The organism is Agrobacterium burrii, from assembly GCF_017313405.1.
Classification (GTDB): Bacteria; Pseudomonadota; Alphaproteobacteria; order Rhizobiales; family Rhizobiaceae; genus Agrobacterium; species Agrobacterium burrii.
In genome coordinates, this window is the sequence record NZ_JAFLNA010000003.1 from 161734 (window position 1) to 181431 (window position 19698).

Annotated in this window: 17 protein-coding genes and 1 tRNA gene; 8 read left to right on the forward strand and 10 right to left on the reverse strand. The window is 59.3% G+C overall.

Annotated features, from left to right (window positions below; genetic code table 11):
• Positions 1-25: 25 nt before the first annotated feature.
• Positions 26-1909, reverse strand: coding sequence for an MFS transporter (locus JZX89_RS07460; RefSeq protein WP_174373201.1), 1884 nt, complete (start codon positions 1907-1909; stop codon positions 26-28).
• A gap of 167 nt (positions 1910-2076) precedes the next feature.
• Here JZX89_RS07460 and JZX89_RS07465 point away from each other — a divergent pair, with 167 nt between their 5' ends.
• The 3 genes from JZX89_RS07465 to JZX89_RS07475 all read left to right on the forward strand — a co-directional run bounded on the left by JZX89_RS07465 (position 2077) and on the right by JZX89_RS07475 (position 4483).
• Positions 2077-2307: a hypothetical protein gene (locus JZX89_RS07465; protein WP_207133695.1), complete on the forward strand. Its 231-nt coding sequence runs from the start codon at positions 2077-2079 to the stop codon at positions 2305-2307.
• Between the two features lie 111 nt (positions 2308-2418).
• Positions 2419-3453, forward strand: a complete 1035-nt coding sequence (locus JZX89_RS07470; RefSeq protein WP_149899830.1) for an aspartate-semialdehyde dehydrogenase — start codon at positions 2419-2421, stop codon at positions 3451-3453.
• 214 nt (positions 3454-3667) lie between these two features.
• A complete protein-coding gene (locus JZX89_RS07475) occupies positions 3668-4483 on the forward strand; it encodes a lytic murein transglycosylase (protein ID WP_149899831.1) in 816 nt (271 codons plus the stop codon).
• Positions 4484-4516: 33 nt separating this feature from the next.
• Here the strand turns inward: JZX89_RS07475 and JZX89_RS07480 are convergent, their stop codons facing one another.
• Positions 4517-5158, reverse strand: a complete 642-nt coding sequence (locus JZX89_RS07480; protein WP_149899832.1) for a carbonic anhydrase — start codon at positions 5156-5158, stop codon at positions 4517-4519.
• Between the two features lie 174 nt (positions 5159-5332).
• Positions 5333-6208, reverse strand: coding sequence for a pyridoxal kinase PdxY (gene pdxY, locus JZX89_RS07485; RefSeq protein ID WP_207133696.1), 876 nt, complete (start codon positions 6206-6208; stop codon positions 5333-5335).
• 213 nt (positions 6209-6421) lie between these two features.
• Here pdxY and JZX89_RS07490 point away from each other — a divergent pair, with 213 nt between their 5' ends.
• Positions 6422-7882, forward strand: coding sequence for a phospholipase D-like domain-containing protein (locus JZX89_RS07490; RefSeq protein WP_153516456.1), 1461 nt, complete (start codon positions 6422-6424; stop codon positions 7880-7882).
• A 16-nt stretch (positions 7883-7898) separates the two neighbouring features.
• The gene (locus JZX89_RS07495; RefSeq protein ID WP_207133697.1) at positions 7899-8744 is read left to right on the forward strand and encodes an endonuclease/exonuclease/phosphatase family protein; all 846 of its coding nucleotides are present in this window, start codon (positions 7899-7901) and stop codon (positions 8742-8744) included.
• Positions 8745-8793: 49 nt separating this feature from the next.
• Here the strand turns inward: JZX89_RS07495 and JZX89_RS07500 are convergent, their stop codons facing one another.
• The 4 genes from JZX89_RS07500 to JZX89_RS07515 all read right to left on the reverse strand — a co-directional run bounded on the left by JZX89_RS07500 (position 8794) and on the right by JZX89_RS07515 (position 14638).
• A complete protein-coding gene (locus JZX89_RS07500; RefSeq protein WP_188356049.1) occupies positions 8794-8997 on the reverse strand; it encodes a hypothetical protein in 204 nt (67 codons plus the stop codon).
• A 290-nt stretch (positions 8998-9287) separates the two neighbouring features.
• Entirely contained in the window at positions 9288-12482 is a 3195-nt protein-coding gene (locus JZX89_RS07505) for an efflux RND transporter permease subunit (RefSeq protein WP_149899837.1), read from the reverse strand.
• A 114-nt stretch (positions 12483-12596) separates the two neighbouring features.
• Entirely contained in the window at positions 12597-13787 is a 1191-nt protein-coding gene (locus tag JZX89_RS07510) for an efflux RND transporter periplasmic adaptor subunit (RefSeq protein WP_149899838.1), read from the reverse strand.
• 53 nt (positions 13788-13840) lie between these two features.
• Entirely contained in the window at positions 13841-14638 is a 798-nt protein-coding gene (locus JZX89_RS07515; protein ID WP_153516459.1) for an alpha/beta hydrolase fold domain-containing protein, read from the reverse strand.
• 134 nt (positions 14639-14772) lie between these two features.
• On the opposite strand from JZX89_RS07515, the gene JZX89_RS07520 reads away from it, so the two are divergent.
• The gene (locus JZX89_RS07520; protein WP_207133698.1) at positions 14773-15672 is read left to right on the forward strand and encodes a LysR family transcriptional regulator; all 900 of its coding nucleotides are present in this window, start codon (positions 14773-14775) and stop codon (positions 15670-15672) included.
• 9 nt (positions 15673-15681) lie between these two features.
• Here JZX89_RS07520 and JZX89_RS07525 read toward each other — a convergent pair whose 3' ends face one another.
• Complete coding sequence (locus JZX89_RS07525; RefSeq protein ID WP_207133699.1) at positions 15682-16581, reverse strand: LysR family transcriptional regulator; 900 nt, start codon at positions 16579-16581, stop codon at positions 15682-15684.
• Between the two features lie 159 nt (positions 16582-16740).
• Between JZX89_RS07525 and JZX89_RS07530 the strand changes: the two genes are divergently transcribed.
• Both JZX89_RS07530 and JZX89_RS07535 read left to right on the forward strand, forming a co-directional pair.
• Positions 16741-17922, forward strand: a complete 1182-nt coding sequence (locus tag JZX89_RS07530) for an MFS transporter (RefSeq protein WP_207133700.1) — start codon at positions 16741-16743, stop codon at positions 17920-17922.
• A 65-nt stretch (positions 17923-17987) separates the two neighbouring features.
• On the forward strand, positions 17988-18821 hold the full coding sequence (locus JZX89_RS07535) for an aldo/keto reductase (protein WP_207133701.1): 834 nt from the start codon (positions 17988-17990) through the stop codon (positions 18819-18821).
• Positions 18822-18972: 151 nt separating this feature from the next.
• Here JZX89_RS07535 and JZX89_RS07540 read toward each other — a convergent pair.
• Both JZX89_RS07540 and JZX89_RS07545 read right to left on the reverse strand, forming a co-directional pair.
• A tRNA-Gly gene (locus JZX89_RS07540) sits at positions 18973-19047 on the reverse strand.
• A gap of 356 nt (positions 19048-19403) precedes the next feature.
• Positions 19404-19640, reverse strand: coding sequence for a hypothetical protein (locus JZX89_RS07545; RefSeq protein ID WP_207133702.1), 237 nt, complete (start codon positions 19638-19640; stop codon positions 19404-19406).
• Between the last annotated feature and the right edge of the window lie 58 nt (positions 19641-19698).

Genomic DNA, 19698 nt, shown 5'->3' on the forward strand with positions numbered 1-19698 from the left:
TTCTGGTTTGCGGAATGATCGGGGATCAATCCATGGCGTGGATATCACGATCCTTGGTTTCCGGCAGGAACAGCAGGCCGATGACCAGCGTGATGCCTGCGAAAACGATCGGATACCAGAGACCGTAATAGATGTCGCCCTTCGCCGCGCTCATCGCAAAGGCGGTGGCGGGCAGAAGGCCACCAAACCAGCCGTTGCCGATATGGTAGGGCAGCGACATGCCGGAGTAGCGGATACGGGTCGGGAACAGTTCGACCAAGAGGGCAGCGATCGGGCCATAGACCATCGTGACGTAGATGACGAGGACGGTCAGGACCGCGATGATGACGACCCAGTTCACGGCAGCCGGATCGGCCACCATGGCGAAGGCGCCGCCGCCGGCAATGGTGTAGACGGCCATCTCGGCGGCTCCACCGGTTTCGGCCGGTGTTAACAGCTTGTCCGCCACCAGCTTGTCGGTCGCCACCATTTTCTTGTCGGTGGCGCGAACCGCCTCAGCATTGAGGCTGAGTTCCGGGTTTGCAGCGATGAAGGCGTCCAGTTTCGCGTCTGGAACCTGTGCCGCGCTGCGCACCAGCGGGTAACCGCCATCATGCAGCGCGATGTTGACCTGCTTCTGGAAGGCCCGGTCCTTGGCTGCCGCATCCGCGCCAGCTGCGACTGCATCGTAGCTGACAATGTTGACGTCGCCGATCTTGACGCTCGCCGGCTGGCCGGCCGTTCCGGCAACCACGTCATAGGGAACGGAGTTGCGTGTCAGGAACGAAGTGGCGATATCGCAGGATGTGGTGAATTTCGCCGTGCCTGTCGGGTTGAACTGGAACCTGCAGTCACCCGGAGCGGCGGTGACGGTGGCGCGAACGCTGGCCTGTGCCTGTGCCAGCGCTGGGTTGCCTGCCCATGTGAGCGCCTTGAACAGCGGGAAGTAGGTCAGCATCGCGAGGATGAGACCGGCCATGATGATCGGCTTGCGGCCGATCTTGTCGGAAAGCCAGCCGAAGAGCACGAAGAAGCCCGTGCCGAGGATGAGGGCCGCTGCGACCATGATGTTGGCCGACTGGCCGTCCACCTTCAGAATGCTCTGCAGGAAGAACAGCGCATAGAACTGGCCGGTGTACCACACAACTGCCTGGCCGATGACGGCGCCGACGAGGGCGATCAGGGCGATCTTGGCGTTTTTCCACTGGCCGAAGGCTTCGCTGAGCGGTGCCTTGGAGGTCTTGCCCTCTTCCTTCATTTTCTTGAAGGCGGGGGATTCATTCATTTTCAGACGAATCCAGACCGATACGCCGAGCAGCAGAACCGAAACGAGGAAGGGAATGCGCCAGCCCCAGGCGGCGAAGGCTTCCTTGCCGAGCGCGAACTGCACGCCGAGAATGACCACCAGCGACAGGAACAGGCCGAGCGTCGCCGTCGTCTGGATCCACGAAGTGTAATAGCCTCTGCGGCCATTGGGGGCGTGTTCGGCCACATAGGTCGCGGCACCGCCATATTCACCGCCGAGCGCCAGACCCTGAAGCATGCGCAGGATGACCAGGATGATCGGAGCGGCGATGCCAATCTGGGATGCGCCGGGCAGGACGCCAACGAGGAAGGTGGAAACACCCATGATGAGAATGGTGATCAGGAAGGTATATTTGCGACCGACGATGTCACCCAGACGTCCAAACACCAGCGCGCCGAAGGGGCGCACGAGGAAGCCGGCGGCAAAGGCCAGAAGCGCGAAGATGTTGCGCGTCGTTTCCGGATATTGGCTGAAGAAGTTCGCGCCGATATAGATCGCAAGCGAGCCGTATAGATAAAAATCGTACCATTCGAAGACTGTTCCGAGAGAAGAGGCGAAAATCACCTTCTTCTCTTCGCCCGTCATTGGACGGGCGGCGCCGCTTGCGGCTGCAACATTTGCCATTGTCTGTCCTCCACAGATGTCCCAATCGGCGCAGTGCGGAGCCCGTCTCTCTCCTCCGGACTCCCCTTTCGGGTGCAATGCGCATGACATCAGAGTGACAGAAAATTAACCCCAATAAGAGCGATGCTTTCGGATTATGACTTTAGTCTAATGTATAACGTGCAAAAATGTCGCGGGCCGGTTTTTGCGTGATTGCGCCGGGTGGCCTGAAGCGCGCCTTTTTTCTTGACACAAACAAGAAACCTTCTAATAGCTTCTCGCGAAGAAGGAGCATCACCTTGCGCATGCATGTTGCAGACATGAGTGTTATGGAAGGACCGGCACAATCCGCCGGCGATGATCCGCGCCTTTCTTATTCCATCCGAATTACGGCCAAAACGACGATTAAAACCGTCTGACGTCTCTGGCCACCGCTCTCTCCCCGGTTTGGCTGGGGATCGAGGAAGCCGCAATGCGATGCGGGTTCCCCACCTCACCCAAAAGAGGAGAGACAGAAAGAGAGCTTGATCATGGGTTTCAAAGTTGCAATTGCAGGCGCCACCGGCAACGTCGGTCGCGAAATGCTCAATATCCTTGCAGAACGTGGTTTTCCGGCCGATGAGATCGTGCCGCTTGCTTCCTCCCGTTCGCAGGGCACGGAAGTCTCCTACGGCGATCGCACGCTGAAGGTTTCCAACCTCGAGAATTACGATTTTTCCGACACCGATATTTGCCTGATGTCGGCTGGCGGCGATGTTTCCAAGAAGTGGTCGCCGAAGATCGGCCAGCAGGGCTGCGTCGTCATCGATAACTCGTCCGCCTGGCGCTACGACCAGGACGTTCCGTTGATCGTTCCGGAAGTCAATGCCGATGCGATCACGGGCTTTACCCGCAAGAACATCATCGCCAACCCGAATTGCTCCACGGCCCAGCTCGTCGTCGCGCTGAAGCCGCTGCATGATTTCGCCAAGATCAAGCGCGTTGTCGTTTCCACCTACCAGTCGGTTTCCGGCGCCGGCAAGGAAGGCATGGACGAGCTGTTCCAGCAGACCCGCGCCGTGTTCGTGGCCGATCCGGTTGAAACCAAGAAGTTCACCAAGCGCATCGCCTTCAACGTCATTCCGCATATCGATGTCTTCATGGAAGACGGTTATACGAAGGAAGAGTGGAAGGTTCTGGCCGAGACCAAGAAGATGCTCGATCCGAAGATCAAGGTGACCTGCACGGCCGTGCGCGTTCCGGTTTTCATCGGTCATTCGGAATCGGTCAATATCGAGTTTGAAAACGAGATCACCGCCGATCAGGCGCGTGATATTCTGCGTGAAGCACCGGGTTGCCTCGTCATCGACAAGCATGAAGATGGCGGTTACATCACCCCGGTCGAATCCGCCGGTGAAGATGCGACCTATATTTCGCGTATCCGTGAAGATGCAACGGTTGAAAACGGCCTCAACATCTGGGTCGTTTCGGACAATCTGCGCAAGGGCGCTGCCCTCAATGCCATCCAGATCGCCGAACTCCTGGTCAATCGTGGTCTCATCAAGCCCCGCAAGGCGGCTGCGTGATACGATTTTTTAAGGTTCGTTAAGTATAACCCGTCTGTTCTGTGTGGGGCAGACGGGTTTTTCAATGGCGACGATCACGGCCAGTTTATTTGCAGGCCTTGCTGCCGAAAGGCAATTTAGGCCACCAAAAGACAATTTGGCACCCGAACCCCTGCGGCGGAGACGTGTTGGTTCTCGGGATAAATTCCCCAAAGGATATCGAAGGCAGATTTTGATGCGGGCAATGAAGGCAATTCTGGCTGGTGTAGCCATGGTCTCGGTTTTGGCAGCGACGCCGGTTATGGCTGCGCAATGCAGCAACACTTCGGCGGGCTTCGATGCCTGGGTCGGCGCCTTCAAGCAGGAAGCGGCGGGCCGCGGCGTCAGCGCTTCGGTGCTCGATCGTGCCTTCTCCGGCGTCTCGTATAATCAGGCGACCATCCGCGCCGATCGCGGCCAGCACAGCTTCAAGCTGTCCTTCGAACAATTCATGCAGAAGCGCGGCGGTCAGACGATCATTTCGCGCGGCAAGACCATGAAGAAGAACAATGCCTCTCTCTTCGCCTCGATCGAAAAAGCTTATGGCGTGCCGGCCGGCCCGCTTCTGGCCATCTGGGGCATGGAAACCGGCTTTGGCGGCTTCATGGGCAACCAGCACACGCTTTCCGCCGTGGCGACGCTTTCCTTCGACTGCCGACGCTCGGATTATTTCACCGAGCAGCTTTATGCGGCGCTTAAGCTCGTCGGCAGCGGTTCGCTGAACGTCAACGCCAAGGGTGCGGCGCATGGTGAAATCGGCCAGACGCAGTTCCTGCCGCTCAATGTCGTGCGCTATGGCGTGGATTTCGATCGCGACGGACGGGTAGATCTCGTCGGTTCGCGTGCCGATGCACTGGCTTCCACCGCCAACTTCCTTGTCGGCCATGGCTGGCAGCGTGGTGCGGGTTACCAGCAGGGACAGGCGAATTATGCCGCCATCCAGGGCTGGAACGCCGCAAGCGTTTACCAGCAGGCCATTGCCTTCATCGGCAAGGCGATCGACGGCCAATAAGGCCGTCTCGCTTTTTCAATCAGAAACCTGTTTTCACAGATCCGGGCGGCGAAAGTCGCCCGTTTTGCCGTCCATAACCCACAATTCGCCGGTCGATATATCGAACCATGCGCCGTGCAGCTTGACCTTGCCGGCGGTTTCCTGCGCCTTGACGAAGGGGAAGCTACGCAGGTTGGCGAGGGAGTTGCGGATGGACACCCGTTCCAGCGCGGTCTGGCGCTCGGAGGCGGTCATGACATCGTTGCTCTGGATCTGCTCGGCCGCCGATTTGACCATGTTCATCCACTTGCCGATGAAGTCGCCGGGCGACAGGGGTTCGAGATTAGGGTCGAGTGCCGCCTGAATGCCGCCGCAACGGCCGTGGCCCATGACGACGATATCCTTCACCTTCAGAACCTGCACGGCATATTCGATGGCCGCAGAGGTGGCGTGATACTGGCCATCAGGCTCGAAAGGCGGCACCATGTTGGCAACGTTTCGCATGACGAACAATTCTCCCGGCCCGCAGTCGAAAATGGTTTCCGGTGCTGAACGGGAGTCACAACAGGCAATGAACAGGGTCTGCGGCTTCTGCCCGGTATCAGCCAGAACGCGGTATCTCTCGCGCTCGTCGACATAGCGGCCGCTCATGAAGTTCTTGTAGCCGTTCAGAAGAGTTTCCGGAAAATCTTTCATCTATCGCAGTACCGTTATGCTTGGACCAAGATCACGGGGCGAACCTGGCGCGTTGAAGACCAATCCTTTAGAGCATTTTCGCTTTTCTTCGAACCGCGAAACCGCTCCAACTTCCTGTTGCCGCATTTCCGGGCGGAAAACCGAGGGCCACTTTTCCTGGAAATGCTTTAGTCGCTATTTGCGCTTGCTGCGTGAAGGATGCAAGAGATGACGCATCTGCACCATGGCCATGGGTGTGGAAAGACTTGAAGCGTCTGTCTCCAGCGTCAATTCGTTCATCTCGCGTTTTTTGGTGCGGGCCAGAATTTCGAACACGCTGGCGGTGGCCAGCTGCAGCGCTTTTTCGTCGTCCATGCCTTCCAGCAGGCGGGCGAGGAAAAGCGCCGCCATCAGGTCGCCGAGGCCGTTCGGGGCATTCTCTATGGCGCGGTGCTCGGCCAGCAGGGCATGCCGGCCGCTGAGATAGAGGTTGCCGGTGCCGCCAGCCATCATTGGCACGGCAGAGGTGACCAGCATTTTCGAAGGGCCGAGGGCAAGTGCTGCATCCATGATGGCATTGTTGGTTTCAAGCTCTGCGCCGCTCATCCACGCCAGTTCGTAACGGTTCGGTGTTGCGACAGTGGCAAGCGGGATGAGTTCGTCGCGGATGGCTTCGGCGGTTTCAACCGGAATATAAAGCCCGCCCAAATCACCCATCACGGGATCACAGGCGTAAACCAGCGCCGGGTTTTTCTCCTTGAGATTGCGGATCAGCCGCGCGACCGAACGCACTTGTGCTGCGCTTCCGAAATAACCGGTCAGGACTGCTTTGACTTCGCCAATCCATTTGGCGTTTTCAAGGTCGGTCATGGCCTTGTCGAAGTCGTCGTCCTGAAAGCGCATCCGCGTGGATGGGCCATGGCCGGGATGCCAGGGCAAAACGATGGTGGGCACTGCCCATACCGGATGGCCGAGGGTCTCCAGCGCGAAGACCGCGGCGCGATTGCCGACCGATCCACGCATGACATGGCTGGAAATGACGATGATGGCGCCCTGGGTATTTTCCTGCATCACGGCCTTCTTGCTTTCAAATGCTGCAGAAGCCCGCAAGTGCCCCTGCCTGGAGATCAAGATGCGCTCTCATGACATATCGCAAGGCCGGTTTCCACCGTTAATCCCGCAAGGGTCTGTCCCGCAAAAGGATGGGCGGGGTGCTTTTTAGTGGCTTTCCGGGTTTCCGAAAAGCGCGTTACACTTTTCGGTCCAATGCCCTATAGTTGTAATATGCTCGATCTCGTCATCGCCTATTGGCCCCATATCCTTGCCGTCCTTTCCATTTTGATGGGAACCGTGGCGGCCGTACATGCCACGATGACGAAGGAGGAGGTCCGTTCCGCACTCGGCTGGGTGGGTGTCATCGTGCTGTCGCCCATTGTCGGCGCGGTCATCTATGCCATTGCCGGCATCAACCGCATTCGTCGGTCCAACATCACGCAGCAGCGATCCTTCATGCAGGACGAGATCATGGATCGCGTGGCGCGGCTGGATGCGAGCGGTGAGTTGATTGCTACGCGGTTCGGCCGCCGTTTTGAAGCGATGAAGACACTCGGCGACCGGGTGACACGCCACGCGCTGACGACGGGCAACGCCATCGAGCCGCTTGTGACGGGTGACGTTGCCTATGCCGCCATGCTGGAGGCGATAGGCGAGGCGAAGCGGTCGATCATTCTCGAAACATATATTTTCGACAATGACAGGATCGGCGCCCGCTTCGTCGCAGCGCTTGAGCAGGCAAAACTGCGCGGCGTGGAAGTGAGGGTGCTTATCGATGCTGTCGGCGCGCGTTATTCCGTGCCGAGCATCCTGCCGACGCTCCGGGACAAGGGCATCATCGCCGACGTCTTCAACGGCAATGTTATCATGGGACTGCGGTTGCCCTATGCCAATCTGCGCACCCACCGCAAAATACTCGTGGTGGACGGGCGAATCGTGTTTAGCGGCGGCATGAATATCCGTGAGGGTTTCACCCTGGAATTCGGTGGCGAAAGCCAGTCGCACGACACACATTTCAAGATCACCGGGCCGGTGGTATCGGATTTTTTCTCCATCGCGGCGGAAGACTGGCGTTTCACGACGGGGGAGCTTCTGGACACCCCGGTGTGGGATATCGCCATTCCTGACGGTGTGCCGGGTTCGCAGATCGTCGCCCGGGTTTCCTCCTCGGGACCGGATAAAAGCATCGAGACCAGTCACAAGATGCTGATGGGTGCGTTTTCCGTCGCCCGTTCCTCCATTCTCATCATGTCGCCCTATTTTCTCCCCGATCGGGAGCTTATTTCGGCACTCATAACCGCAGCAAGGCGGGGAGTGGTGGTCGATATCATCGTGCCCAAAAGCAACAATCTGGTGCTTGTGGACAGGGCGATGACAGCGCAGTTCGACCAGATGTTGAAGAATTACTGCCGCATCTGGCGGGCGACGGGGGCTTTCAATCATTCCAAGCTTCTGGTGATCGACGGGCGCTGGACCTATATCGGTTCTTCCAATCTCGATCCGCGTTCGCTGCGATTAAACTTCGAGATCGATCTCGAAGTTATGGATGAAGAATTTGCCGGGGTGATCGGCGACCGGATCCGCAATGCGCGGGCAACCGCCTTGCCGGTGCGGCTCAGCGAACTGAATGCGCGGCCATTCGTTGTTCGTTTTGTGGAGCGTGTCCTGTGGCTCGCTTCGCCCTATCTTTGACCGGAGACATTGACGCGTGAAGAAAAACGGTTTGTTGAACAGCGAAAAAACGGCCCTGGCGACAAATAGCAGTTTGCCCGCCTTCGTCATGCAGTCGCTGCGCGACCATCGTCAGCGGCAGAAAGCGGTGCAGGGGGCGAAAGATCATTCCTTCCCCATCATCGCTTCCTACAATGTGCACAAATGTGTCGGTCGCGACCGCAAGTTCGATCCGGATCGCACCAGCCGCGTCATTCAGGAAATCGGCGCTGATATCATTGCCCTTCAGGAAGCCGACAGCCGTTTTGGCGAGCGCACCGGCCTGCTCGATCTTGCCCGGCTGGAGCGGGAAAGCGGCCTCATTCCCGTGCCGGTGCAGGCAGGGGTAAAGGCGCACGGGTGGCATGGCAATGTCGTGCTGTTCAGGGAAGGTGCCGTCCGGGACGTGCATACGCTGAAACTGCCGGGGCTGGAGCCACGCGGCGCGCTTGTCGTGGAGCTGGATTTGAAGCTGGGTGGTACATTGCGCATCATCGCCGCCCATTTCGGTCTCTTGCGGCATTCCCGCGCTCAGCAGGCGAAGGCGCTGATCGGCCTTCTGGAAGCGCGCAACGAATGCCCGACCATCCTCATGGGAGACCTGAACGAATGGCGTCTCGGCAATGGCTCGTCGCTCAATACGTTCCGGGACGCTTTCGGCGCGCTGCCGCCGGCGGTGCCGAGTTTTCCCTCCAACCTGCCGGTACTGGCGCTCGACAGGATCATCGCCAACCGTGAAGGTCTGGTCGAGCAAGTGGAGGCGCATGACAGCGCGCTGGCGCGTGTCGCTTCGGATCACCTGCCGTTGAAAGCCGCGGTCCGGACAGATCTGCTTCAGGCCTGATCCCGCCACAACACGGCACGTCGCCAGCCGAGGCCCAAGCCGGGCCGGGTTAAAGCCGCTGCGCCGCCGCCAGGTGGTTGCGCGAGCGCGCTTCCAGCAACGATGTGCGAATGGCTTCCATCAACCGCTCACGATTGTTTCGGGTCTTGCCCCTGTCGAGATTTTGCGCGGAAAGCGCGAGATCAAGACCCTCATGCATCACTATCGAATAGGCAACGGTTGTTGCCCAGTTTTCGTCGTCCTGCTCCATCATGTCGCCCCTGAACTAAATCATTTAGTCCGAATCACCCAGTTCTTGGAAATTACCACAAAATACAAAGCATAAAATAGCATTGTTTCTTTGGGTTTCCGTCAATTGGTGAGGCTATATTGCTTTTTAGCAGTTCTATTGCGGTGCGATATAGGTGCTTATTCCAGTTAAGCATTTGAAACTGATTCAATTTCAGGAGATTCGCATAGACATTTCTGTCCATAAAAAACGCCGCGCATCTGATGATGCGCGGCGGGCTTGCTTCGAAGGTGGCGGTGGATGGGAGTATTGGGTCAGCCGGCCTTTTCGAGCTTGTAGTCCGAATTGGCCGGTTCTTCCTGTTTGTGCTGGATGAGCGGGCGGTTGCCGGAGAGCTTGCGCACCAGCACGTAGAAGACCGGTGTCATAAAGATGCCGAAGAACGTCACGCCGATCATGCCGGAGAACACTGCGACACCCATGGCCGCACGCATTTCCGCACCAGCGCCTGTCGAGATGACCAGCGGCACCACGCCCATGATGAAGGCGAGTGAGGTCATCAGGATCGGGCGGAGGCGAAGGCGGCTTGCCTCCACTGCCGCCTGAAGCGGCGTTCGTCCTTCGAATTCCAGCTCTCGGGCAAATTCCACGATCAGGATCGCGTTCTTCGCCGAGAGGCCGACAAGGACGACAAGGCCGATCTGCGTAAAGATGTTGTTGTCCCCTCCCGTCAGCCAGACGCCCGTGAGAGCTGCGAGTACGCCGAGCGGAACGATCAGGATGATCGCGATCGGCAAGGTCAGGCTTTCATATTGGGCGGCGAGAACCAGATAGACCAGCAGCAGCGCCAACGGGAAGACCACGATGCTGGAGTTACCGGCGAGGATCTGCTGGTAGGTCAGGTCTGTCCATTCGTAGTCGATCCCGGCTGGCAGGTTTTCGGCAAGGATTTTCTCCATGGCGGCCTGCGCCTGTCCAGAGGAGAAGCCCGGTGCCGGACCGCCGTTGATATCGGCTGCAAGGAAGCCGTTATAACGGTTGGTGCGCTCCGGTCCTGTTGTCGCATCCACTTTCAGCAGCGTCGAAAGCGGGATCATCTGGCCGGTGGATGAGCGAACCTTCAGACGGCCGATATCCTCCGCATGGGCGCGGAATTGCGCGTCCGCCTGCACACGCACGCTGTATGTCCGCCCGAAGGCGTTGAAGTCGTTGACATAAAGCGAGCCGAGATAGATTTGCAGCGTCTGGAAGACGTCGCTGACGGAGACGCCCAGCTGTTCGGCCTTGGCGCGGTCAAGATCGGCGAAGAGCTGCGGCACGTTGATCTGGAAGCTGGAGAAGATGCCCGCCAGCTCCGGTGTCTGGTATGCCTTGGCGATGACCGCCTTGGTCGCTTCGTCGAGCGCCTGATAGCCGTAACCGGCGCGGTCCTCGATCTGCAGCTTGAAACCGCCCGTCTGGCCGAGGCCGTTGACCGGCGGCGGCGGGAACATGGCGATGAAGGCATCCTGAATGCCTGCAAACTTCTGGTTCAGCTGCATGGCAATGGCGCCACCTGATAGTTCCGGCGTCTTGCGGTTTTCGAAGTCGTCGAGAACCGCAAAAACGATGCCGGAATTGGAGCCGATGGTGAAGCCGTTGATCGACAGGCCGGGGAAGGCGATAGCGTGGCTGACGCCCGGCTGTTCGAGCGCGATGTCGCTCATGCGCTTGATGACGCTTTCCGTCCGGTCAAGCGTTGCTCCATCAGGAAGCTGGGCAAAACCGATCAGATACTGCTTGTCCTGCGCCGGCACGAAGCCGCTCGGAACGGCGCTGAACATGCTGTAGGTGGCTGCGACCAGCGCCATGTAGACCATCATGACAAGGCTCTTGCGCGTCACCAGCCCGCCGACGGTTTTGCCATAGCCATTGGAGGCGGCCCCGAAGGCGCGGTTGAAGCCGCGGAAGAACCAGCCGAAAATCCGGTCCATGAAGCGGGTCAGCCAGTCTTTCGGAGCGTCGTGTTCCTTCAGCAACAGGGCTGCAAGAGCGGGTGAGAGCGTCAGCGAGTTGATTGCCGAGATGACGGTGGAAATGGCGATCGTCAGGGCGAACTGCCGGTAGAACTGGCCGGAAAGGCCGGAGATGAAGGCGAGCGGCACGAAGACGGCGACCAGCACCAGCGCGATTGCGATGATCGGGCCGGAGACTTCCCGCATGGCCTTGTAGGTGGCGTCACGCGGCGATAACCCGTTTTCGATGTTTCGCTCGACGTTTTCCACCACCACGATAGCGTCATCCACCACGATGCCGATGGCCAGCACGAGGCCGAATAGCGTCAACGCGTTGATGGAGAAGCCGAAGGCATACATGACGGCGAAGGTGCCGATGATCGAGACCGGAACGGCGATCAGCGGAATGATCGAGGCGCGCCATGTCTGTAGAAAGAGGATGACGACCAGCACCACGAGGCCAACGGCCTCGAGGAGTGTGTCAACGACCTTCTCGATGGAGGAGCGCACGAATTTCGTCGTGTCGTAGACGATTTCGTATTTCACGCCATCCGGCATTGCCAGCTGCAGATTGTCCATCGTGGCGCGGACATTGTCGGCGATTTCGATGGCGTTGGAGCCGGGAGCCTGAAGCACTGCAACGGCCACGGCAGGCTCGCCGTCGAGCAGCGAACGCAGCGTGTAGTCGGCCGCGCCCAGTTCAATGCGGGCGACGTCGCGCAGGCGGGTGATCTGACCGTTCGCGCCGCTCTTGACGATGATGTTGCCGAATTCCTCCGGTGTCGTCAGACGACCCTGCGCATTGACGTTGAGCTGTAGATCGACGCCATTCGGGCTTGGCGAAGCGCCGATGACGCCGGCTGCGGCCTGGACGTTCTGCTGGCGGATGGCGTCGGAGACGTCGCTGGCGGCGAGATCATGCTCGGCGACTTTCTGCGGATCGAGCCAGACGCGCATGGAATAGTCACCCGCGCCGAAGACCTGCACCTGACCCACGCCTTCGATGCGGGCGAGACGATCCTTGACGTTCAGCGTCGCATAGTTGCGCAGATAGGTGATGTCATAGGCATCGGTCTTCGACACCAGATTGACGACCATGATGAAGTCGGGCGAGCTTTTGACGGTGGTGATGCCGAGTGCGCGGACTTCCGCCGGCAGGCGCGGTTCGGCCTGCGACACGCGGTTCTGCACCAGCTGCTGCGCCTTGTCCGGGTCCGTGCCGAGCTTGAAGGTGACGGTCAGCGTCAACACGCCGTCGGACGTTGCCTGGCTGCCCATGTAGAGCATGTCCTCGACGCCGTTGATCTGTTCTTCAAGTGGCGTGGCGACTGTTTCGGCGATAACGGCCGGGTTTGCGCCGGGATAGGTGGCGCGCACGACGACGGATGGCGGAACGACTTCCGGATATTCGGAAATCGGCAGGGCGCGCATGCCCAGAAGGCCTGCCACCACAATCAGGACCGAAAGCACGGCAGCGAATACCGGCCGGTCGACAAAAAATCTGGAAATATTCATATCCAGTCCCTCTCCGGGTATATTTGGAAATGCAAAGGCCGTTCCGGCGGCTTTTGTGCCGCCGGTTGTGGCCGGTTCTGTCTGGAATGCGTCTCGCTGGGAAGCGGGACGGAATTATTGCGAAGTGGCGACCTTGTCTTCCGCCTGCGGTGCGATGGTGGCACCGGGGCGAATGCGCTGCAGGCCGTTGACGACGATCGTATCACCGGCGGCAAGGCCGCTTTCGATGATGCGCTGGCCATCAGCCGGTGCACCGGGCTTGATCTGGCGGTAGCTCACCTTGTTTTCGGCATCGACCACGAAGACGAAGCGCTTGTCCTGGTCCGTGCCGATGGCGCGATCACTGATGAGGATGCGGTTTTCTGGCTTCGGTTCGCCCATACGCACCCGCACGAACTGGCCGGGGATCAGCCTGCCATCAGGATTTTCGAAGACGGCGCGGACACCGATGGTGCCGCTGGCCGAATCCACCTGATTGTCGATCAGGTGCAGTGTGCCCTTGATCGGCGTGCCTTCATCCGAAAGCGTGCCGATTTCCACCGGAATCTGTTCGAGTGCGGGCAGGGCGTCGGTCGTCTGCGGCAGTTCGGCAAGCGCTTTGGCCACCGTTCCTTCACTGGCGTTGAAGCTGGCATAGATCGGGTTGACCGAAACCAGCGTTGTCAGGGCAGGCGATGTCGAGCCGGCGGCGACAAGGTTGCCGGCGGTGATTTCGATGCGGCCGACCCTGCCGGAAACCGGGGCGAGGATTTCGGTGTAGCCGAGATCGAGCTGAGCCGTCGTCAGCGTGGCGCGGGCGGCGCGAAGCTGGGCTTCGGCATCCGCAAAGGAGCTTTGACGCTGGTCGAGATCGCTCTGGGAGATGGTGCGGTTATCGGAAAGCCTGCGGCCACGGTCGAGTTCCGTTTTCGCAAGGCTGACCTTGGCTTCAGCGGAAGCGACCTGGCCTTCAGCGCCGGCAACAGCGGCCTGATAAGGGGCCGGATCGATGGTGAAGAGGGGATCGCCTTCCTTCACCAGCGCGCCTTCGCGGAAATGCACGGCCTTGATCTGGCCGGCGACGCGGGAGCGGATCTGCACCCGATCGACGGCTTCGAGACGGCCGGAAAATTCTTCCCAGCGCATGACGTCGCGGCTTTCCACCTTGGCGACGGTGACGGGGATCGCCGGCGTTTCGGCCGGGGTGGAGGCTGCCGTCGCGTCGCGGCTGGTGGGCAGGTCAAAAAACAGTGCTGCAGCTGCAACGGACATGGCAAGTCCGATGCCGGCACCCGTCAGGGCCCGGCGCTTTGTGTTGAGCGTCATGGGATTCTCCTTGGCTCGGTTCAGGAGCCGTCAGTGTCTTAAAATATGCGGTATCAGTGTCTCAACTGGTCAACGAAGGTCTTGAATTCCGAACAGACGGATGAGACCCATCCGCCGCCCTCTCCTTGATAAAGCCCCGTCCAGCCGACGCCGGCGGGGAATACATGCTGCCGGACGCTGACGCCTGAGGCGAGGAGCCGGTCGGCATAATTGACCGTTTCGTCGCGCAGAGGATCGTCCTCGGCGGTAAAGATCAGCGCGGGCGCCACCCGGTTCAGCCGCGTACACTGGCAGGGCGCGGCATAGGGGTGGAAAAACCCACAGGCCTTGGCAAGGTAATGGCTCCAGCCATCCGCCCAGCGTTCACGCATGCCGATCCTGTCCGCGTCGCGAAAGGATTCCGTCGTCATCATCGGGTCGATCATGGGCGACAGAAGAATTTGCCCGGCGAGTTTGCCCGGCATGCGGTCACGGGCTTTAAGCGCAAGTCCCGCCGCCACATTGCCGCCTGCCTCTTCGCCGGCCACGAACAGCAGCGATTTCGCGCCGCCATAATGTTTGCGGTCCCGGCTCAGATGATCGAGCGCATCGAAAGCGCAATCGATCACCATCGGAAACTCGTTGCCGGACGGCTTGCTATAGTCAGCCTCGACAACGATGGCGCCGCTTTCCGCCAGCGCTCGCGCCACCGGAAGTTCCGGGCAATTGCCGCCCTTTTCCAGAAACGAGCCGCCGCGCAGATAAAGGATCACGGGCGGGTGGCTGCACAGGCCGGCACTCTCATATCGGCGCACGGAAAGCTCAGATGCGGAGCCTCCACAGCGTTTGATATTTTCCCAGTGCGCGTTCATCTGATCCGGTCCCGTGCGCCGCCATCGACAGCTCACCTTATTTGCAAAATCTGAAATTCATATTATTGTTCGAGAGAAAACGATCAAGTACGTCAAAATGAAAACACTATTCCAAAAAAACGGATAATAGCTAAATGGATCAGCTCTCCGCCATGCGGGTCTTCACGCGCGTCGTCGAGACCGGTAATTTCAGCCGCGCCGCCACCGCGCTGAACATGCCCAAAACCACCGTCACCAACATGGTGCAGGCGCTGGAGGCGCATCTGCAGACCACGCTTCTCAACCGCACCACGCGGCGGGTGATGCTGACGACGGACGGCGCTCTCTATTACGAGCGGGCCTCACAAATTTTGTCGGAAATCGAAGAACTGGATGGCAGTATGTCCAGCGCGCAGGTGCAGCCATCCGGCCGGTTGCGGGTGGAAATGGCCGGTGTCTTTGCGGACCTCGTGGTTATCCCACATCTTTGCGAATTTTACCAGCGTTATCCGCAAATCCGTCTCGATCTCGGCGTCGGCGACCGCTTGGTCGACTATATTGCCGAAAATGTTGACTGTGCGCTGAGGGTAGGTGTGCTGCGCGATCAGTCGCTGATTGCCCGTAAAGTGGGCGAACTGCGGTTCGAGACATTCGCCTCGCCATCCTACATCGAAAATTTCGGCATGCCGCAGGAACCGGAGGATCTGGAGAAGGGCCATTATTCGGTGGGTTATCTCAATGCCACCACCGGCCAGATCATGCCGGCCTCCTTCGACAATGGCGTGCGCAGTGTCGAACTGACCCCGAATTATGTGGTGTCGGTCAATGACAGCCGCACCTATCTCAATGCTGCCCTGGCGGGCATGGGCATCGTGCAATTGCCGATCTTCATGGTGAAAGATCACCTGGCGCGCGGCGAACTGGTGCCGGTCCTTTCGGAATGGCAGCGCGAAGCCATGCCGATCTACGTGGTCTATCCGCAGACGCGGCACGTCACCAACAAGGTGCGCGTCTTTGTCGACTGGCTGGCCAAGCTGGTGCACGGCATGGTCTGAGGCGGTCAATCAACGCCCGACCCTTGCGGCGACGAAATCGATGAAGGCGCGCACGCGGGCGGCCAGATGTTCGTGGCCGGCATAAACCGCGTGGATGACTTCCATCTCCTCGGCATTGTAGTCCTCCAGCACCGGCACGAGCAGGCCGGCCTCGATATCCGGTTCGATATGAAACTCGCCGACCCTTCCGAGCCCTAATCCCGTCAGGCAGAGCCTTCGCATGGCCATGCCGCTGTTGACCGCGACATTGCCGGTGACGGGAAGACGATAGACCTCCGCCGAGCCGGGATCGCGAAACGGCCATTCATTGAGGCTGCGGCTGAAATTGAAGCTGAAGCAATTGTGCTGCGCCAGATCCTGCGGTTTCTTCGGCATGCCGTGTTTTTCGATATAGGCGGGGGAGGCGACGATGATCCGGCGCACCTCTTTCAGCTTTCTCGCCTTCAGGGACGAATCTCCCATCGCGCCCGAGCGGATGGCGATATCGGTTCGCTCTTCGATCAGGCTGATGACACCGTCCGTCAACGAAATATCCAACTCGATTTCGGGATAAAGCGAAAGGAACTCGGGTGCGAGCGGCAGGAGATAACGTTCGCCGAAGCCCAGCGTGGCGTTGACGCGCAGCAGGCCGCGCGGCACCACCTTGCCGCCGCTTGCCACGATCTGCTCGGTTTCGGCTATGTCGGCCAGAATGCGCCTTGCCCGGACAAGATAGACTTCTCCCTCCGGCGTCAGCGTCACCACACGGGTGGAACGGGCGAGAAGACGGGTGCCGAGGCGGTCTTCGATGCGGGTGACGAGCTTGCTCACCGCCGAGGGCGACAGCTTTAGCCGACGTCCGGCGGCGGAAAAACTGCCAAGCTCTGCCGTCGCCACGAAGACTTCCATTTCTCCGGCCCGATTGTCCATTGTCGCACCACCTGTGAAATAAATTCAAAAGCCTTTATCCATTTTCGCCGATTATCATGCAAGTCCCCTTCGCCCATATTGCATCCATAGATTTGATCCAACCGGACGGCACCGCTGTCCAGAACGCCCGCGACCCCGCTGGGCGAAGAGGTATTCGTCATGCCATTGGCCATATTTGCCCTGACGATCGCAGCCTATGCGATCGGCACCACGGAGTTTGTCATCGTCGGCCTTCTGCCGACGGTGGCAAACGATCTTCACATTACCCTGCCGCTTGCCGGCCTCATCGTCAGCGTCTACGCGCTGGGCGTCACCTTCGGCGCGCCTATCCTGACGGCTCTGACGGGAAAGATCGAAAGGAAACCGCTGCTGCTCGGCCTGATGGCCCTGTTCGTCATCGGCAACAGCGCCGCGGCGCTTTCTCCCAGCTACGAGACGTTGCTAGTTGCCCGCGTCATCGCTGCCTTTGCCCATGGCGTGTTCTTCTCCGTCGGCGCAACGATTGCCGCCGATCTCGTGCCGGAAAACCGTCGCGGTTCGGCAATCGCCATGATGTTCATGGGTCTGACGGTTGCCATCGTCACCGGCGTTCCGCTCGGCACCTATATCGGCCAGGTCTTCGGCTGGCGTGCGACCTTCTGGGTTGTTGCCGGGCTTGGCGTCATCGCCTTCCTCGGTATTGCCTCCCTTCTGCCGAACACACTCAAGAAGGCGCCGCCTGCCAGCCTGCTTGATCAGGTCCGTGTGCTTGGTTCCGGCCGCCTGCTCATCGTTTTCGCCATGACCGCGCTCGGTTATGGCGGCACCTTCGTCGCCTTCACCTTTTTGTCGCCGATCCTCCAGGATGTTACCGGCTTTTCGGAAAAAAGCGTCAGCCTGATCCTCGTGCTCTATGGCATTGCCATTGCGGCCGGCAATATCGGCGGTGGCAAGATCGCCAACCACAACCCGGTCAAGGCGCTGATCGGCCTCTTCCTGGCGCAGGCTATCGTGCTGCTCGTCTTTTCCTTCACCGCCGTCTCGCCGGTGCTGACGCTCATCACGCTGGTGGCTCTCGGTTTCCTGTCCTTCGCCAATGTTCCCGGCCTGCAGCTTTATGTGGTGCAACTGGCTAAGGAACATCGTCCCGGTGCGGTTGACGTTGCATCGGCGCTCAACATCGCCGCCTTTAACCTCGGCATCGCCATCGGCGCATGGCTCGGCGGTCTGGTGGTGGAATCGCCGATGGGTCTTGCCGCAACCCCATGGGTCGGCGCCATCCTCGTCACCGTCGCCCTGTTGCTCACCCTCTGGAGCAGCGCTCTTGATCGCCGCGCCGCGCTGACGCTGAAGACGGCTTAAGTTTTTTACATCAATTCCCGGTCATTTCCCTGGGACTGGCCGGGCAATTCAACAGGAGAAAATATATGTTTGATGTTACCGCCAATGGCGCGTCCATTCCGGCGCTCGGCTTCGGCACCTTCCGCATTCCCGGCCCGGATGTCCTGCGCATCGTTCCGCATGCGCTGAAAGCCGGGTTCCGCTATATCGATACCGCCCAGATTTACGGCAACGAGGCCGAAGTGGGTGAGGCCATCGCCGCCTCCGGCGTGGCGCGGGGCGATATCTTCCTCACCACCAAGGTCTGGGTTGAGAATTACCGGCACGATGCCTTCCTCGCCTCGGTCGATGAGAGCCTGAAAAAGCTGAAGACCGATTATCTCGATCTGCTGCTTCTGCACTGGCCGAACGAGGTGGTGGCGCTTTCCGAGCAGATCGGCGCGCTGAACGAGGTCCGGCAGGCTGGCAAGGTCCGCAATATCGGCGTTTCCAACTTTAATACGGCGCTGATGGCTGAAGCGGTGAAGCTCTCAAAAGCGCCGATGGTCACCAACCAGATCGAATACCATCCCTATATCGATCAGGATGTGGTGATGGCGGCTGCCAGAGAAGCTGGCATGTCGGTCACCGGTTATTACGGCATGGCTGACGGCAAGGTCTTTGCCGATCCGCTGCTGAAGGATATCGCCTCAAGTCGGGGCAAATCGGTGGCGCAGGTGGTGTTGCGCTGGCTGGTGCAGCAGAAGGGCGTTGTTGCCCTGTCCAAAACCGTCAGTGAAGCCCGCGTCGATGAGAACCTCGCGATCTTCGATTTTGCGCTGTCGGTTGATGAAATGGCGGCGATCCGCGCTCTCGCCAAGCCGGATGGCCGCATCGTATCGCCGGATGGGCTGGCGCCCGTGTGGGATGAAGCTGCCTGAGTTAGGACGGCCGGGAGGGGTAACTCCTCCCGGTTTCATGCATGTGCGGGAAACCGCCACGAATGCCGAAAATGGTCACACGTTTGGACTTGCCAAGATGACCACCGGGCACGACAATCTGCGCAAATCTTCTCTGCTTATCTCGGAAAACTGGAGCGGGCGAAGGGATTTGAACCCTCGACCCCAACCTTGGCAAGGTTGTGCTCTACCCCTGAGCTACACCCGCTCAAAACCGCTGGTCCGGGGTAGTTCGCTGGACTGCGGACCGCCGAAGTTCGGCGACGGGTGCTATATCGCTCAATCGATTTTGGAATGCAATAGTTTCTTTCACGGTTTCGGTGGAAATCCTTCCGGCTGCTGCATTATTAGAAGGGACGCGTCGGAGGCGACGCCAGACGCAGTCAGGTGCGGGCGAAAGCGTTGTTTCGGCTGATCTTTATTCCCACGGCAAAGGGCGCACGGATGACCGATAGTGCAGAAAATAACCTGTTTACATTTGGTTAAAATCTGATTCGACAAGTGATTCGTTCGGGTGTACAAAATTGATGCCCACGAAAAAAAGAAACGATACTTGGCATATCATCATCGGGAGGATGAGCCTTGTCGTACGCAGCTTTTGAAAGAGTCGGCGCACAATTGTCGCCAGAACAGATCACCGATCTGCAGAATATTTTCGATGGTGTTTGTTTCGAGTGCCTTCAGGATCGCAGCAGCCATGTTGCCAATGAGTGTGCAGCAATTTTGATCCGCAGCGCCCAGCGCGGCATTCTGGATCATGAGATGTTGCGCGACATAGGGCTCGCGGTTCTGCGCCGCCATTGATGGCATCATTTCACAAAAAAAGCGCCCGAAACTCTCGGGCGCTTTGCTGTGTTGA